13 protein-coding genes and 3 tRNA genes are annotated in these 15,652 nt (G+C 61.3%); all 16 read right to left on the reverse strand.

The genetic code is table 11. The features are described 5' to 3' along the window. Positions 1-13: 13 nt before the first annotated feature. Positions 14-985 carry an XdhC family protein gene (locus BLU24_RS19130; RefSeq protein ID WP_093102810.1) on the reverse strand — a complete coding sequence of 324 codons (972 nt, stop codon included), beginning with the start codon at positions 983-985 and terminating at the stop codon, positions 14-16. A 1-nt stretch (position 986) separates the two neighbouring features. After that, positions 987-2,222, reverse strand: coding sequence for a c-type cytochrome (locus BLU24_RS19135; RefSeq protein ID WP_093102813.1), 1,236 nt, complete (start codon positions 2,220-2,222; stop codon positions 987-989). A gap of 2 nt (positions 2,223-2,224) precedes the next feature. Next, complete coding sequence (locus BLU24_RS19140) at positions 2,225-2,764, reverse strand: (2Fe-2S)-binding protein (RefSeq protein WP_090282659.1); 540 nt, start codon at positions 2,762-2,764, stop codon at positions 2,225-2,227. Further along, positions 2,757-5,588, reverse strand: a complete 2,832-nt coding sequence (locus tag BLU24_RS19145) for a xanthine dehydrogenase family protein molybdopterin-binding subunit (RefSeq protein ID WP_093102816.1) — start codon at positions 5,586-5,588, stop codon at positions 2,757-2,759. The genes BLU24_RS19140 and BLU24_RS19145 overlap by 8 nt, the downstream gene beginning before the upstream one ends. A 473-nt stretch (positions 5,589-6,061) precedes the next feature. Beyond that, positions 6,062-6,138, reverse strand: a tRNA-Asp gene (locus BLU24_RS19150). 93 nt (positions 6,139-6,231) lie between these two features. Then, positions 6,232-6,308: transfer RNA gene (locus BLU24_RS19155), tRNA-Asp, on the reverse strand. 55 nt (positions 6,309-6,363) lie between these two features. Continuing rightward, positions 6,364-6,439: transfer RNA gene (locus BLU24_RS19160), tRNA-Val, on the reverse strand. Between the two features lie 168 nt (positions 6,440-6,607). After that, complete coding sequence (locus BLU24_RS19165) at positions 6,608-7,384, reverse strand: SDR family oxidoreductase (protein WP_093102819.1); 777 nt, start codon at positions 7,382-7,384, stop codon at positions 6,608-6,610. Continuing rightward, the gene (locus BLU24_RS19170; RefSeq protein WP_093102822.1) at positions 7,381-8,592 is read right to left on the reverse strand and encodes an O-succinylhomoserine sulfhydrylase; all 1,212 of its coding nucleotides are present in this window, start codon (positions 8,590-8,592) and stop codon (positions 7,381-7,383) included. Before BLU24_RS19170 ends, BLU24_RS19165 begins: the two co-directional genes overlap by 4 nt. A gap of 73 nt (positions 8,593-8,665) precedes the next feature. Continuing rightward, positions 8,666-10,171: an amidophosphoribosyltransferase gene (purF, locus tag BLU24_RS19175; RefSeq protein WP_090282656.1), complete on the reverse strand. Its 1,506-nt coding sequence runs from the start codon at positions 10,169-10,171 to the stop codon at positions 8,666-8,668. A gap of 41 nt (positions 10,172-10,212) precedes the next feature. Next, positions 10,213-10,773, reverse strand: a complete 561-nt coding sequence (locus tag BLU24_RS19180; RefSeq protein ID WP_093102824.1) for a CvpA family protein — start codon at positions 10,771-10,773, stop codon at positions 10,213-10,215. Between the two features lie 98 nt (positions 10,774-10,871). Then, on the reverse strand, positions 10,872-11,537 hold the full coding sequence (locus BLU24_RS19185) for an SPOR domain-containing protein (RefSeq protein WP_093102826.1): 666 nt from the start codon (positions 11,535-11,537) through the stop codon (positions 10,872-10,874). Further along, on the reverse strand, positions 11,521-12,828 hold the full coding sequence (folC, locus tag BLU24_RS19190; RefSeq protein WP_093102829.1) for a bifunctional tetrahydrofolate synthase/dihydrofolate synthase: 1,308 nt from the start codon (positions 12,826-12,828) through the stop codon (positions 11,521-11,523). Before folC ends, BLU24_RS19185 begins: the two co-directional genes overlap by 17 nt. Next, complete coding sequence (gene accD / locus BLU24_RS19195) at positions 12,825-13,745, reverse strand: acetyl-CoA carboxylase, carboxyltransferase subunit beta (protein ID WP_090282652.1); 921 nt, start codon at positions 13,743-13,745, stop codon at positions 12,825-12,827. Before accD ends, folC begins: the two co-directional genes overlap by 4 nt. A 206-nt stretch (positions 13,746-13,951) precedes the next feature. Beyond that, complete coding sequence (locus BLU24_RS19200) at positions 13,952-14,575, reverse strand: phosphoribosylanthranilate isomerase (RefSeq protein WP_093102831.1); 624 nt, start codon at positions 14,573-14,575, stop codon at positions 13,952-13,954. 63 nt (positions 14,576-14,638) lie between these two features. Next, positions 14,639-15,463: a tRNA pseudouridine(38-40) synthase TruA gene (gene truA / locus BLU24_RS19205; protein WP_047600206.1), complete on the reverse strand. Its 825-nt coding sequence runs from the start codon at positions 15,461-15,463 to the stop codon at positions 14,639-14,641. Positions 15,464-15,652 lie beyond the last annotated feature (189 nt).

Below are 15,652 nucleotides of genomic sequence, written 5' to 3' on the forward strand. Positions count from 1 at the left end.
ATCCAACGTAAACTCAGAGCTGGTCCCGAGGAATCCCGCTTCGGATTCGCAAGATATCCGCCAGCACCGCCAAGGCGATTTCCGCCGGAGTCTTGCTGCCGAGATTGAGACCGATCGGCGCACGAATCCGCGCCAGCTCGCCCTCCCCCAGTCCGCCAATCCGACGCAAACGCTCGAAGCGCTTTTGCGAAGTCTGCAGTGAACCCATCACGCCGATGTAGAACGCTTCGGTGCGCACCGCTTCCATCATCGCCAGATCGTCGATACGTGGATCATGAGTCAGCGCCACCACCGCGGTATCACGATGACAGCCGCCGTGAGCAATGAACACCGACGGCAACTGCCGGCGAATTTCCACGCCATCGAGTATGACTCCCTCAAGCACTTCATCGCGCGGGTCGCAGAGAATCACCTCGAAGCCCAGGCCTACGGCGAACTCGGCGCACGCCTGCGCGACGCTGGAATACCCGGCGAGCAACAAGCGCTGCGCCGCGCCGATACGAACGCGTACCCGATCAAGCTCGCGCTCGATCCGCGCGCCCTGCTCGCGGTCAGCGAACAGTCTGCGCGCACCATCGGCCAAATCGACCTCACGAATCAGACGACGCTGACCGAGCAGCGCCGATTGCAGTTCGCGCAGATGCGCCTGCACCTCGCAATCGGCATCCAGTTTTTCCACCAGCACATCAAGAATGCCGCCACAGGGCAGACTGACCCGCGAGCGCGGATCGTCACCCTCGCCGTAACGCACAACGGTGACGGCATCGTGAAACGCACCCTCGGCGACTCGCTGGAGAAAATCTTCCTCGACGCAACCACCGGACAGCGATCCGATCCACTGCCCGCCGTCATTCACCGCCAACAGCGAACCCGGCGCGCGCGGTGCCGAGCCATAGGTCGCCAGCACCGTGCACAGCCAGATGCGCTGCCCGGCCTGTGACCACTCCAGCGCCCGGCGCACCACTTGCAGATCGAGATGCTGCATGTCAGTGCGCCTTGTGCTCGATCGACGGTGCGTCGGCTTGCAGCTTCTGCACCTCGCTCACCGCCAGCTCTGCCGATTGCCCGCCCCAGCCTTGACGCAGGTAGTTGAGCAGATCGGTCAGTTGCTCAGGACTGAGCTTGTCGGCAAATCCCGGCATTGGTTGCATGTGCTCGAACCCGGAAAACTTCTGTTCGCCGATGCCGTCCTCGATCACCCGCAGCAGGTTACGCGGGTCTTCCAGACGCAACGTGGTGTTGCCGCGCATGGCCACCGCGATGTGCGGCTTGCCTTCGCCGCCCGCCGCGTGACAACCGGCGCAGACGTTCAGGTATTCCTGACGACCGCGCTGGGCACTGGCACCGAGCTGCGCGACTGGCACTTCAACCAGCGCCTTGGCTGCCGGCGGTTGCTCGCCCAGCAGGAAAGTCGCCATGGCCGCCAGATCCGGATCCTTGAGACCCTGGGTGCTGTTGTGAAACACCGGGAACATCTCGTTGAACATCGTGCCCTGCGCACTCATGCCGTGCTTAAGAAACGTCGCCAGATCCTGCTGGTTCCAGCCGCGCGCAGCCAGATCGGTGGCGAGCAGGCTCGGCGCCAGGTAGCCGTTGAGGATGCCGCCAGTCAAGCGCTTGTCCAGCTGCATTGCGCCCGGCAGGCCGCGCGGGGTATGGCATTCGCCGCAGTGGCCGAGCACTTCGACCATGTACTGGCCGCGCTTCCACGCTTCGCTTTTGCCTTCGGCCGGTTCCAGCTTCAGAGCGCTGCCATAGAGCATGTTCCAGCCCATCAGGCCCGGGCGCACGTTAAACGGAAAACTCAGGCTGGTGACCGGCGCGGCACGCTCGATCGGCTCGATGGTTTTCAGATAGGCATGAATCGCATCGGAGTCTGCGCGCGGCATCAGGTGATACGAGGTATACGGCATCGCCGGATACAGGTTCGCCCCGTCGCGCCGCTTGCCTTCGGTCAGCGCAGCGAAGAATTCGTCATCGTTGTACAAACCGATGCCGTATTTCTTGCTCGGAGTGATGTTGGTGCCGTAGATCGTGCCGAACGGCGAGACGATCGGCAGTCCGCCGGCAAACGGCGCGCCACCGGCGGCGGTGTGGCAAGCCATGCAGTCGGCTGCGCGGGCGAGGTATTCGCCGCGTTTGACTTGCTCATCGGCATGGGCAAACAACACTGGCGCGGCAAGGCCGACCGCCAGCGTCAGGCGGGTCAATAAACGCTTCATGTTCAACCCTCCTTGACCAAGCCGAGATCGGTCAGCACGTTGCGGGTGGCGTTGTAATAACGCACGTACCCGGTGCAACGGCAGACGTGATGGCCGAGGCTGTCCTCGATGACTTGTTCCAGCTGGCTTTTGACGATTGGCTGACGCTGCAGCTTTTCCACCAATACCGTCGCGGCGTTGACGAAGCCCGGCGCGCAGTAGCTGCACTGGAAGGCGAACTCATCGACGAAGCGTTGCTGGATCGGATTCAGCTCAGTGACCTGGCCCTGCTCGTCACGCTTGGCGTGGGCCTCGATGGTGCGAACCTTTTTGCCCTCGAAATAATGTGCGCCGGTGATGCAGGTGCGCACTTCTTCGCTGGTGCCGTCCGGGTTGTCGACGATCACCACGCAGGCGTGGCAGATGCCTTGGCCACAGCCCAGACGCGAACCGGTGAGGTTTTTGTATTCGTGCAAATAGTCGATCATCGGCAGGTCATCAGGGATGTCCACCGGGCCGACAGATTGACCATTGAGGGTCAGTTGAAGCGGACGGTTAGCCATTGAGGGCCTCCTTGATGCGCGCAGCAGTGATGGGCAGGTCGCGAACACGTTTACCGATGGCGTGTGCCACGGCGTTACCGATGGCGCCGACAATCGGGATCATCACCACCTCGGCGATGCCCTTGGACGGATCGCTCGGTGACAGCGGCGGCAGAATTTCCGCGGTCTGCTTCCACACCGCAACGTGACGAGCCATCGGCAAGCGATAGCGGTTGAAGTTCCAGTCACCCTCCCCCGGCCCACCTTCGTACAGCGGCATTTCTTCCATCAAAGCGTGCCCGATGCCCATGGCGATGCCGCCTTCGAGCTGGCCCTTGACCAGTTCTTCGACCAGCACGCGGCCGCACTCGACCCACGAATGGTGGTTGAGCACTTCAACTTCTGCAGAACCTTTATTGACCTTAAGCTCGACCAGCGTGGCGACCGGGCTGTAGTACGTCACCGCGGCGTTATTCAACTGCACCACCGGGTAGTTGATGTTCTGGCGATCGAGCAAATGGAAACCGGCGCTGTTCATCTGCGCCTTTTTCGCTTGCGGCGCGCCATCACCGTACTTCACCGCCAGACCGTCAAGCGGCAGGCGCTCGCGTACACCGTCGATGCTGTATTCAGCCTCGGCCCAGCTCCAGCGGTTGAAACCGTGCACGGTGGCCGCGGTGACCAGACCGCGTTCGTGAGCGCGCTTGGCCAGTTCTTCGAAGCTCAGCGGTTGCATGCCGTTGGCGGTAAGTTTGCCGTCGACCCAGTGCGCATCTTCGCGACGCACCACGTAAGGGTTGGCCTGGCCGCCATGCGGGCCCTGACGCCAGATCTCCAGCGCCGCTGGCCACAGTCCATGATTGAACAGCACGCGCGCCGCTTCCCGGGTGGCATGGCTGAAGTAGTAAGCCGAGTTGGTCGCCGACGATGCCGAAGCCAATTTGCCGACCCAACGCGGGTTGCGCAGCAGGTTGTCCTGCTCGGCCTGGCTCATGATGTAAGGGTTGCCACTGGTGATCAGCTGCATTTCCTTCCATTCGGTTTCGCCGGTTTTCACTTCATGGGCCGGGCTGCCGAGGAAATCGGCAACCACCAGCGCTTGCGAGGTGGACATGCCAGTGCCGATTTCGATACCGATGTGGCGAAGGCTGATGCGCCCGTCAGCGTTGAACTCGACGCTGGCCATCGGCGCTTCGGAACCGGTGCCGAAGTCTTTCTGGCAAATGGCGAAACCGACGCCGTACCAGTTGTCCGGGTCTGCCGCTTCGCGCTGCTGCTTGATCGCGTTGCGGTTTTTCCAGACTTGGTGCACCGCGGCCTTGTCGAGAATTTCATGCAGGCGCAGTGCACCGGCAGGAATCGCGCCCTGAGTGTTTTTCATGCCCGAACGCAGGGCGTTCTTGCGCCGCAGATCAATTGCGTCGACGCCGAGGCGATCGGCGATTTCATCGACCATCATTTCGGTCGATGCCATGCTCTGCAATGTGCCGTAACCGCGCATCGAGCCTGCTTCCACCGCACGTGAATGGTACGCCGTGACCTGCAGATCGTTCTGCGGCATGTAGTAGATCGACTGCGCCGCTGTTGCACCAACCGCCGCCACCGACGGGCTGTAGTTGACCCGACCGCCACCGTCGACGCTCATTTCAGCGCGGAAGATCTTGAAGGTGTAGTCGTTCTTGTCCACGGCCAACTGGTAGCGGATGTCGAACGGGTGACGCTTGATGCCGCTCTGAAATTGCTCGTAGCGGTCGTTGGCCAGACGCACCGGCACCCCAGCGCCATACAGCGCAGCGAGGGCTGCGTAGTAGACGAAAATGTTGTGGTCCTTGGAGCCATAACCGACGGTGTAACCCGGGTGCATGTTCAGACTGGCGAGGCCAAAACGCGACGGCGCGATCATTTTCGCGGTCTCGGTCGCCACTTCCAGCGGGCACTGGGTGGCCACGACGAAGTGCAGGGTTTTGGTCTGCGGATCGTACCAGCCGTTGCCGTTGTCCGGTTCCAGCGCGGCCGGCTCGATCGATGGGGTCTTGTAGCGCTCGTCGAACACCAGCCAGTTGTCCGGCGGCGTATCGATCTCTTTCTTCATGCGCTCGGCGTAGAACAGGCCGCGCTCGGTCAGGTTGCCGTGCAGGTTCGGCTGGGAATTCCACACCGGGCGACGGTTTTTCAGCATCGGGAACAGGATCGAGTCCTTCAGGCTGGCAAACTCGTCTTCATCCGCCGAGGTCGGGCCGCCGACACGTACGTAGCGGAAGCTGCCGTAGGGATCGCCTTCGTAGAACGGCACCTTGTCGCCGTAACGAATCGCTTTGTCGTTGAATTTGAGCTGGTTCTTGGCCTGACGGAAACGCTCGAAATCGTTCCAGATCAGGATCGCCACCGGGTGGCCGATGAACATCGGTACCTTGCCTTCCGGCAGCAGCGGATCAGGGGCGTGCTCTTCGGGGAAGACGATGCCGTCCTTGTCCAGGTCAGCGGCGGTGACGATGCGGTCCGGCTGCAACTCGGTGCCGAGCCAGGACAGGTCGAAGCCGTTGTAGATTCGGTCAGCCTTGATGGTTTTCAGCAACATGGCGTGGCCTTGCTGGTGCGGCCAGCCCGGCATGTCTTTGGAGCGGATGTCGCGGGCAAACACTTTGCTGCCGCAGACCTTGGACAAGGCATCGTTTCGCTGACGCGCCTTGCCATTGTGGCCGAGCCACTGCTCGGACGGCACAGTGACGCTGTTTTCCATCAAGGCAGCCAGCGCCTGACTGCTGAGCGGCGTGAGCGTGACGCTCACACCCGCCACCAGCCCGCCCTGGAGGAACGAGCGCCGGGATATTTCACGGTTGGACATGGATCATCCTCTGGGCGGTTATATATCCGCCCTTGTGGTTATCTACTGGGGATCTCGAGTCTTGCAGAAGCCCTTTCTGGCGAAGCAAAGAGCTGTGTTGACAGTGCAAAGCTGACCGAAAGGTTAACTTTAAAGGTTTCCGAGGCCGCAGCAAACAACCAGACACAAAAAAGCTGACCAAATAATCAAAAAATCAATGCGGCGTGGTATCGCAGCAACTGATTTGAAAATCGAATCCTGTAGGAGTGAGCCTGCTCGCGATTGCGATTTTTCAGTCACAAGTTGGCGACTGGACTACCGCGATCGCGAGCAGGCTCACTCCTACAAGGGATTTGCGCTGGATTCAGGAGGGAAGATCAAATTTCAGACACAAAAAACCCCGGTCTTTCGACCAGGGTCTTTGCTATCGATTCCGAATCAACCGTTGGCTGACTTCGGTGCTTCAAGGCGTTCAGTGGTCCTTGGAGCAGATATGGCGCAGCGGACGGGACTCGAACCCGCGACCCCCGGCGTGACAGGCCGGTATTCTAACCGACTGAACTACCGCTGCGTATCGCTTTGAGCTTGCGCTCAAGTAACTCGTTTTGACTGCAGGCTTCGGTGCTCTGCAATCGCGAACCAGATTGCTCTGACTCGTGAAATATGGCGCAGCGGACGGGACTCGAACCCGCGACCCCCGGCGTGACAGGCCGGTATTCTAACCGACTGAACTACCGCTGCGCGTCGGTGCAGGCACTTTCAGCCTACGCTCTTGCTTGCGCAAGTTTCTCGGGAGTGGTGGGTGATGACGGGATCGAACCGCCGACATTCTGCTTGTAAGGCAGACGCTCTCCCAGCTGAGCTAATCACCCGTTTGCATCTCCGAGGCCGCGAAATTTACGCAGGTAGCGAACCTAAGTCAATAGCAGGATTGAAGTTTTTCTGAAAAAGACAGAATCGAGTCATTCCCGGAATAAAGCATCAACCCTGAAACCGCTATCGCGAGCAGGCTCGCTCCTACAGGATCGCGGCTTCGCCCATTATTCCGTGTAAATCATTTTCCTGGTCATGCCGCCATCGACGACGAATTCCTGCCCGGTGACGAACCCGGCATTCCTCGACAGCAGCCACGCCACCATCGCCGCGACGTCTTCGACCGTGCCTACCCTGCCCGCCGGATGCTGGGCATGATCGGCATCTGCCAAGGGTTCGGCGCGCCGCGCAGAGGGGTCGCGCGCATCGATCCAGCCGGGGCTGACGGCGTTGACGCGAATCTCCGGGCCGAGGCTGATTGCAAGCGCGTGAGTCAGTGCCAGCAGCCCGCCCTTGCTTGCCGCATACGCTTCGCTATCTGCTTCGGACTGACGGGCGCGGGTCGAGGCCAGATTGACGATCGAACCGTTGTGCGCGCGCAGGTACGGTGCACAGTGCTTGGCCAGCAGCATCGGCCCGCTGAGGTTCACCGCCAGCACGCGATTCCAGTACGCCAGATCAAGGCTTTCCAGGGTGATGTTATGGGGGTCAGCCACAGCGGCGTTGCAAACCAGCGCATCGAGCCGGCCAAACTGCCCCAGCACCTCAGCTACGCCGAGGGCGACCTGATTTTCGTCGGCGACATCCATGGCGATGAACCAGGCATTCTCACCCAGCACCTTCGCCACTTTCGAGCCGCGCGTGCGATCGAGATCGGTCAGCACCACTTGCCAGCCTTCGCTGATCAGCCAGGCCGAGATCCCCAGACCGATGCCCCGCGCGGCCCCCGTGACCAGCGCAACGCGGCCATGGGTGCCTGCGGTCGGCGTAGACAATTCGATCACAACGCAGCCAGACCGCGCGCCAGATCGGCCTGCAGGTCAGCCACATCTTCCAGACCGACCGCAATGCGGATCAGGCTGTCACGAATACCCGCCGCTTCCCGCTCCTGCGGCGCCAGACGGCCGTGGGAGGTGGTGCTTGGATGGGTAATCGTGGTCTTGCTGTCGCCGAGGTTGGCGGTGATCGAAATCAGTCGAGTGGCGTCGATAAAGCGCCAGGCGCCCTCCTTGCCCCCCTTGACCTCAAAACTCACCACCGCACCGAAGGCCTTCTGCTGGCGCTGTGCCAGTTCGTGCTGCGGATGGCTTTTCAGACCGGCGTAATGGACCTTCTCGATGCCTTCCTGCTGTTCCAGCCATTCGGCCAGCTCCTGCGCGTTGGCGCAATGCGCCTTCATGCGAAGGTTGAGGGTTTCCAGACCCTTGAGGAAAATCCATGCATTGAACGGGCTCAGCGTCGGCCCGGCGGTACGCAGAAAGCCGACAACTTCTTTCATCTGCTCGCTTCGGCCAGCGACTACACCGCCCATGCAACGACCTTGGCCGTCGATGAATTTGGTCGCCGAATGCACCACGATGTCCGCGCCCATCTTCAACGGCTGCTGCAACGCCGGGGTGCAGAAGCAATTGTCGACCACCAGCATCGCGCCTTTGGCGTGAGCGATTTCCGCCAACGCGGCAATATCGACCAGCTCGGCCAGCGGATTGGAGGGCGACTCGACAAACAGTAGCTTGGTGTTGGACTTGATCGCCGCATCCCACGCCGACAGATCAGCGAGGGGCACGTAATCGACTTGCACACCGAAGCGCTTGAAGTACTTCTCGAACAGGCTGATGGTCGAACCGAACACACTGCGCGAAACCAGCACGTGGTCACCGGCACTGCACAGGCTCATGACCACTGCCATGATCGCCGCCATGCCGGTGGCGGTCGCAACGGCCTGCTCGGCACCTTCCAGCGCAGCAATGCGCTCTTCGAATGCGCGCACGGTCGGGTTGGTGTAGCGCGAGTAGACGTTGCCCGGCACTTCTCCGGCAAACCGTGCGGCCGCATCGGCGGCGGTACGGAACACGTAGCTGGAGGTGAAGAACATCGGATCGCCGTGCTCGCCTTCCGGCGTACGGTGCTGACCGGCGCGTACGGCCAGAGTATCGAACGCTACGCCTTCGAGGTCGCTGTCCAGCCGACCGGCATCCCATTCCTGACTCATGCTGTCACTCCTTGCCCTGTTCTCGAAAATTGACTATCAGATACAAAACCGGCCCCTCAGGGCCGGTAGAAACTCAGTTGTTGTACAGATCGATGATCGCACTGACCGCCTGGGTCTTGACCTTCGAGGCATCGTTGCGTGCCTGTTCGATCTTGTTCAGGTAGGCCTCGTCGACGTCGCCGGTAACGTACTTGCCGTCAAACACCGCACAATCGAACTGCTCGATCTTGATCTTGCCGCCACCGACCGCTTCGATCAAGTCCGGCAGATCCTGATAGATCAACCAGTCAGCGCCGATCAGATCCGCCACGTCCTGAGTCGAACGGTTGTGCGCGATCAGTTCATGCGCGCTCGGCATGTCGATGCCGTAGACGTTCGGGAAGCGTACCGCCGGCGCCGCCGAGCAGAAGTAGACGTTTTTCGCGCCGGCTTCGCGGGCCATCTGAATGATCTGCTTGCACGTGGTGCCGCGTACGATCGAGTCGTCGACCAGCATCACGTTCTTGCCGCGGAATTCCAGTTCGATGGCGTTGAGCTTCTGGCGCACCGACTTCTTGCGTGCCGCCTGGCCAGGCATGATGAAGGTCCGGCCTATGTAGCGGTTCTTGACGAAACCTTCGCGGAATTTCACGCCCAGATGATTGGCCAGTTCCAGTGCCGCGGTACGGCTGGTGTCCGGAATCGGGATGACCACGTCGATATCGTGCTCCGGACGCTCGCGCTGGATCTTCTCGGCGAGCTTCTCACCCATGCGCAGACGCGCCTTGTAGACCGACACGCCATCGATGATCGAATCCGGACGCGCCAGATAGACGTGCTCGAAGATGCACGGGGTCAGCGACGGGTTGGTCGCGCACTGACGGGTGTGCAGCTTGCCGTCTTCGGTGATGTACACCGCTTCGCCTGGGGCGAGGTCGCGAATCAAGGTGAAACCGAGCACGTCCAGCGAAACGCTTTCCGAGGCGATCATGTACTCGACGCCTTCGTCGGTGTGACGCTGGCCGAACACAATCGGACGGATGCCGTGCGGATCGCGGAAACCGACGATGCCGTAACCGGTGACCATGGCCACGACCGCGTAACCACCGACGCAGCGGTTGTGCACGTCAGTCACGGCGGCAAACACGTCTTCTTCGGTCGGTTGCAGCTTGCCGCGCTGGGCCAGCTCGTGGGCGAACACGTTGAGCAGCACTTCCGAGTCGGAACTGGTGTTGACGTGACGCAGATCGGACTCGTAGATTTCCTTGGCCAACTGTTCAACGTTGGTCAGGTTGCCGTTGTGCGCCAGGGTGATGCCGTAAGGCGAGTTGACGTAGAACGGCTGGGCTTCGGCCGAAGTCGAGCTGCCCGCCGTCGGGTAACGGACGTGGCCAATACCCATGTGGCCGACCAGACGCTGCATGTGACGCTGCTGGAACACGTCACGCACCAGGCCATTGTCCTTGCGCAGGAACAACCGGCCATCATGGCTGGTCACGATACCGGCAGCGTCCTGGCCGCGGTGCTGGAGCACGGTTAGCGCGTCATACAGCGCCTGATTGACGTTCGACTTACCGACGATACCGACGATGCCACACATGCGACGCAACCCCTACTTAATGGATCTGAACTGAACAACACTCACTGAGGCGTTTTCGCCGCCGGCAAGAGTTGCTCCTTGAACGGAATATCAGCGGGTACGCTGATTCCGCTGGCAAGCCACTGACTGCTCCACCCGAGAATCAGGTTTTTGGACCAGTCGGCGACCAATAGAAACTTGGGTACGAGCTGTGATTCTTTCCACCACCCGTCCTGCTGTACCGGCCCCAGGCTCAACAGCCCGACCGCCACGACCACCAGCAACACGCCACGCGCTGCGCCGAAGGCCATGCCGAGGAATCGATCGGTCCCGGACAACCCGGTGACGCGAACCAATTCGCCGATAAGATAATTGATCATTGCGCCCACGATCAGTGTGGCGACAAACATGATGGCACAGCCCGCGATCACGCGAGCCGATGGAGTTTCGATGTATCCGGCGAGGTACTCGGACAATGAGCCACCGAACATCCAGGCGACGGCTCCTGCGATGATCCAGGTCACCAGCGATAATGCTTCCTTGACGAAGCCGCGGCTCAGACTGATCAAAGCGGAGATGGCGATGATTACAACGATCGCCCAGTCAACCCAGGTAAATGGCACAGTGCAGCCTACAGACGGATAAGGCGGCGCATTTTAGCAGAGCGCATGCCTCTCGGTAAGCTGCGATTTCCTGTGCTTTTCAATCGAGGCGATAGTTTTTAACCGCGCTCGGGCTGGAAACGCACAACAAAGCCCTTGAGGTTCTGCTGACGGCTGAGCAGATCGCGCAGACGATCGGCTTCGGCACGCTCGATCAGCGGACCGACGAACACCCGATTCTTGCCGTCGGCAGAACGGATGTAGGCGTTATAGCCCTGACTACGCAGATTTTTCTGCAGGCTTTCGGCGCTGGCGCGGCTCGACAGACTGGCCAGTTGGACCGACCAGCTCACGGATAGACCGTTGGCATCGACGCGACTTTGCGCCGGATCAGGCTTGGTCGACGATGAAGTGATCGGCTGCGCCGGTGCCGGAATCGGCTTGGACACCGCAGGCGGCGCTGCCGGCTTGGCGATTGCGATAGGCGCAGTGGGTGCCGGCGCTGGTGCCGCGGGCGCTGCTGGAGCTGCCGGCGTCGCGTCTGCGGCGACCTCTTCATCGGTTGGCACAGGCTCTTGCGGCAAGGCTTGTGGTTCCGGCACGGCCACCGGCTCCATCTGCACCTGCGGCACGACCGGCGCTTGCGGCGCAGCGGGCGCATCGACAGTCACCTGGCGCTGCTCGTCCTGACGAGAAAACAGCATCGGCAGGAAAATCACCGCCAGCGCCACCAGCACCAGTGCGCCAACCATGCGCTGCTTGTACGCTTTATCCAGCAAAGCCATTTGCCGCTTCCTCCGTGGAGCGCCGGGACAGCCATTCAAGGGCCTCGGCGACACAATAAAATGAGCCGAACAACAGAATCTCGTCGTCAGCGGTCGCGAGCGCGCACTGCCCTTCCAAAGCGGCGGCGACACTGGCGTAAGACGTGACCGAGGCGCCAATCCCCTGCAGCGCCGCGTGCAATTCGGCAACCGGACGCGCACGCGGCGAATCCAGCGGCGCCACCGCCCAGTGCTGGACACTAGCATTCAATTCGCCGACAACACCATCAAGATCCTTGTCGGCCAGCAGGCCGAACACCGCCAGACGCTTGCCGAGCGGCGGACGCGTGGCCAGGCGACCTGCCAGGTATTCAGCGGCATGCGGATTGTGGCCGACATCGAGCAACAGGTTCAGACGCTTGCCGCCCCACTCGAAGGTCCGCCGATCGAGGCGCCCGACCACGCGCGTTGCCTGCAACGCGGCCACGATCTGCTGCGCATCCCAGGGCAACCCAAGTAACAGGTACGCCTGCAAGGCCAGCGCGGCGTTCTCCATCGGCAGATCGAGCAGCGGCAAATCGCGCAGCTCAACCACTTGCCCCTGCGCATCGGTCCCGCGCCACTGCCAGAACCGGTCAGTGACACCGAGATCGAAATCACGCCCGCGCAAGAAGAAAGGGCACGCCAGTTCACGTGCCTTGTCGAGCAGCGGTTGCGGAGGATTGAGATCGCCGCACAAGGCGGGCTTGCCCTGGCGGAAGATACCGGCCTTCTCGAACGCCACGGACTCGCGGGTATCACCCAGATAATCAGCGTGATCGACGCCAATACTGGTCACCAGCGCGATGTCGGCATCGACCACGTTGACCGTGTCCAGCCGCCCGCCCAGGCCGACTTCCAGCACCACCGCGTCCAGACCGGCCTGTTGAAACAGCCAGAACGCCGCCAGCGTGCCCATTTCGAAGTAAGTCAGGGAAGTGTCGCCACGCCCGGCCTCGACGGCGGCAAACGCCTGGCACAACTGTGCATCAGTGGCTTCGACGCCATTGAGCTGCACCCGCTCGTTGTAACGCAGCAGGTGCGGAGAATTGTAGACACCAACGTCCAGGCCTTGCGCACGCAGCAATGCAGCCACGAATGCGCAGGTGGAACCCTTGCCATTGGTGCCGGTAACCGTGATCACCCGAGGCGCCGGCTGGCCCAGCCCCATGCGGGACGCTACCTGTTGCGAACGCTCCAGCCCCATGTCGATGGCCGATGGATGCAACTGCTCAAGGTAGGCGAGCCATTCGCCAAGGGTGCGCTCGGTCATAGGCCGGCAGGGACCGGCGGTACGACGATCGGCTCGACGGGCGCAGCGACGAATTTCGGCGTCGGCTTGCCAGTCATTTGCGCCAGCAGGTTGCCCAGACGCGGACGCAGTTCCTGACGATGGATGATCATGTCGATCGCGCCGTGCTCCAGCAGGAACTCGCTGCGCTGGAAACCTTCCGGCAGTTTTTCCCGCACGGTTTGTTCGATCACGCGCGGACCAGCGAAGCCGATCAGGGCTTTCGGCTCACCGACGATGACGTCGCCGAGCATCGCCAGACTGGCGGAAACGCCGCCGTAGACCGGGTCGGTCAGCACCGAGATGAACGGAATGCCTTCTTCGCGCAGACGCGCCAGCACGGCCGAAGTCTTGGCCATCTGCATCAGCGAGATCAGGGCTTCCTGCATGCGCGCACCGCCGGAAGCGGCGAAGCAGATCATCGGGCAACGGTTTTCCAGCGCGTAGTTGGCAGCACGGACAAAGCGCTCACCGACAATGGCGCCCATCGAACCGCCCATGAAATTGAATTCGAAAGCCGAAACCACCACCGGCATGCCCAGCAACGTGCCGCTGACCGAGATCAGCGCGTCTTTCTCGCCGGTCTGCTTCTGCGCTGCGGTCAGGCGGTCTTTGTATTTCTTGCCGTCGCGGAATTTCAGACGGTCAACCGGCTCCAGATCGGCGCCCAGTTCATTGCGACCTTCGGCATCGAGGAAAATATCGATGCGCGCGCGTGCGCCGATGCGCATGTGGTGGTTGCACTTTGGGCAGACATCCAGGGTCTTTTCCAGCTCCGGACGGTACAGCACAGCCTCGCACGAAGGGCATTTGTGCCACAGACCTTCAGGCACCGAGCTCTTCTTGACCTCCGAGCGCATGATCGAAGGGATCAGTTTGTCTACTAACCAGTTGCTCATGCTTTCTTTCTCCAGTACCGGCGGCCCGAACGCTCTGGTTCGCAGCCCCGCGTATGCCCTTGAGCTAAATTCATGTGTGTGGCGATGATTGCCGCTAGCCACGATCAGTGCGAAACATGACCTGCGTGCGAAACGACAACCCTCAGCCGCGCCTGCCGTGTGCAGGTGCATTGATGGACGGCGGCAGACTGCCAGCCGTCACATCCTTATGGTGCTTTGCGTACCGCCTCGATGAATGCTCGAATCCTGGCGTGATCCTTGATGCCCTTGCTCTGCTCCACCCCGCCGCTGACATCCACCGCGTAAGGTTTTACCCGTGCGACCGCGTCGGCAATGTTCTCGGGAGTCAGCCCGCCCGCCAGAATCAACGGCTTGCTCAAATGCTGCGGGATCAGTGACCAGTCGAATGCTTCTCCGGTTCCGCCGGGCACGCCTTCAACGTAAGTGTCGAGCAGCACGCCGCTGGCGCCCGGATAGGCATCGCAGGCCGCTGCGATGTCATCGCCCGCCTTGACCCGCAGCGCCTTGATATACGGACGATGCCAGCCTTCACAGTCCTCGGCGGCTTCGTCGCCATGAAACTGCAGCAGGTCCAGCGGCACCGCATCGAGGATTTCCCCGAGCTCGCAGCGGCTGGCATTGACGAACAGGCCGACCGTAGTGACGAAGGGTGGCAGCGCCTGGATGATCGCCCGAGCCTGCTGCACGCTGACCGCCCGCGGACTTTTGGCATAGAACACCAGGCCGATCGCGTCGGCCCCGGCCTCAACCGCGGCGAGCGCATCTTCGATGCGGGTAATCCCGCAAATCTTGCTGCGAACGGCTGACATGTGGAAACACTCCGAGGCTAAAACCGGGAAAGTCCCGGATGGTAACAAAAGCGTTCGAAGGCGTCAGCCGTCAAGTTCGGAGAAACCCGTAAGGAAATGTGGCCCGATGAAACGTTCCGGCAGCGGGAATTCATCGTGGTATTCGACTTGCACCAGGTACAAGCCGTAAGGATGCGCGGTCACCCCCCCGGAGCGCCGCTCACGGCTTTCCAGCACTTCCTTCATCCACTCGACCGGGCGCTCACCCGCACCGATGGTCATCAGCACACCGGCAATATTGCGCACCATGTGGTGCAAAAAGGCATTGGCGCGGATATCCAGCACGATCATTTTGCCGTGCCGGGTCACGCGCAGGTGATGCATCTTCTTGATCGGTGACTTGGCCTGGCACTGGCCGGCACGAAACGCACTGAAATCGTGAGTACCAATCAGGTACTGCGCGGCCTCGGCCATGCGCTCGACGTCCAGCGGACGGTGATTCCAGGTGATTTCTTCATTGAGATGCGCCGGGCGGATCTGGTCGTTATAGATCACATACCGATAACGCCGGGCGATCGCCTTGAAGCGTGCATGAAAATGCGCCGGCATCACCCGCGCCCAGCTGACGCTGATGTCATGGGGCAGATTGATGTTGGCGCCCATGACCCAGGCCTTCAGCGAACGATCGACCTGAGTGTCGAAATGCACCACTTGCCCGCAGGCATGCACGCCGGCGTCGGTACGCCCGGCGCATTGCAGGGAAACCGGCGAGTTGGCGACTTTCGACAAGGCCTTTTCGAGTTCTTCCTGCACCGTAGCGACACCCGTCAGCTGCCGCTGCCAGCCGCTGTAACGCGAGCCTTTGTACTCGACGCCCAGCGCGACGCGGTAAAAGCCGTCGGGGGCCATTTCGGCGACCGGGTTATCTATGTTAGCCAAGGTGGGACAGCCTGCTGTGTTTGCAAAGGCGGGCATTATAAGGCGGTGGTTCAGGGATGCCAGACTTCTCTACCGCCATCAACGGCCCCATCGGAGGCTCACTCCTACAGGGGAACGCATTCCAAATGTAGGAGTGAGCCTGCTCGCGATAGCAATAGT

Source organism: Pseudomonas sp. Z003-0.4C(8344-21), assembly GCF_900104975.1.
Lineage (GTDB): Bacteria > Pseudomonadota > Gammaproteobacteria > Pseudomonadales > Pseudomonadaceae > Aquipseudomonas > Aquipseudomonas granadensis.

What these genes read in the sequence shown, in the direction of transcription:
- BLU24_RS19145 (WP_093102816.1), bottom strand. Translation starts at nt 5,588, where the DNA reads ATGTCCAACCGTGAAATATCCCGGCGCTCGTTCCTCCAGGGCGGGCTG.
- BLU24_RS19135 (WP_093102813.1), bottom strand. Translation starts at nt 2,222, where the DNA reads ATGAAGCGTTTATTGACCCGCCTGACGCTGGCGGTCGGCCTTGCCGCG.
- purF (WP_090282656.1), bottom strand. Translation starts at nt 10,171, where the DNA reads ATGTGTGGCATCGTCGGTATCGTCGGTAAGTCGAACGTCAATCAGGCG.
- BLU24_RS19185 (WP_093102826.1), bottom strand. Translation starts at nt 11,537, where the DNA reads ATGGCTTTGCTGGATAAAGCGTACAAGCAGCGCATGGTTGGCGCACTG.
- BLU24_RS19140 (WP_090282659.1), bottom strand. Translation starts at nt 2,764, where the DNA reads ATGGCTAACCGTCCGCTTCAACTGACCCTCAATGGTCAATCTGTCGGC.
- BLU24_RS19130 (WP_093102810.1), bottom strand. Translation starts at nt 985, where the DNA reads ATGCAGCATCTCGATCTGCAAGTGGTGCGCCGGGCGCTGGAGTGGTCA.
- BLU24_RS19170 (WP_093102822.1), bottom strand. Translation starts at nt 8,592, where the DNA reads ATGAGTCAGGAATGGGATGCCGGTCGGCTGGACAGCGACCTCGAAGGC.
- BLU24_RS19200 (WP_093102831.1), bottom strand. Translation starts at nt 14,575, where the DNA reads ATGTCAGCCGTTCGCAGCAAGATTTGCGGGATTACCCGCATCGAAGAT.
- accD (WP_090282652.1), bottom strand. Translation starts at nt 13,745, where the DNA reads ATGAGCAACTGGTTAGTAGACAAACTGATCCCTTCGATCATGCGCTCG.
- truA (WP_047600206.1), bottom strand. Translation starts at nt 15,463, where the DNA reads ATGGCCCCCGACGGCTTTTACCGCGTCGCGCTGGGCGTCGAGTACAAA.
- folC (WP_093102829.1), bottom strand. Translation starts at nt 12,828, where the DNA reads ATGACCGAGCGCACCCTTGGCGAATGGCTCGCCTACCTTGAGCAGTTG.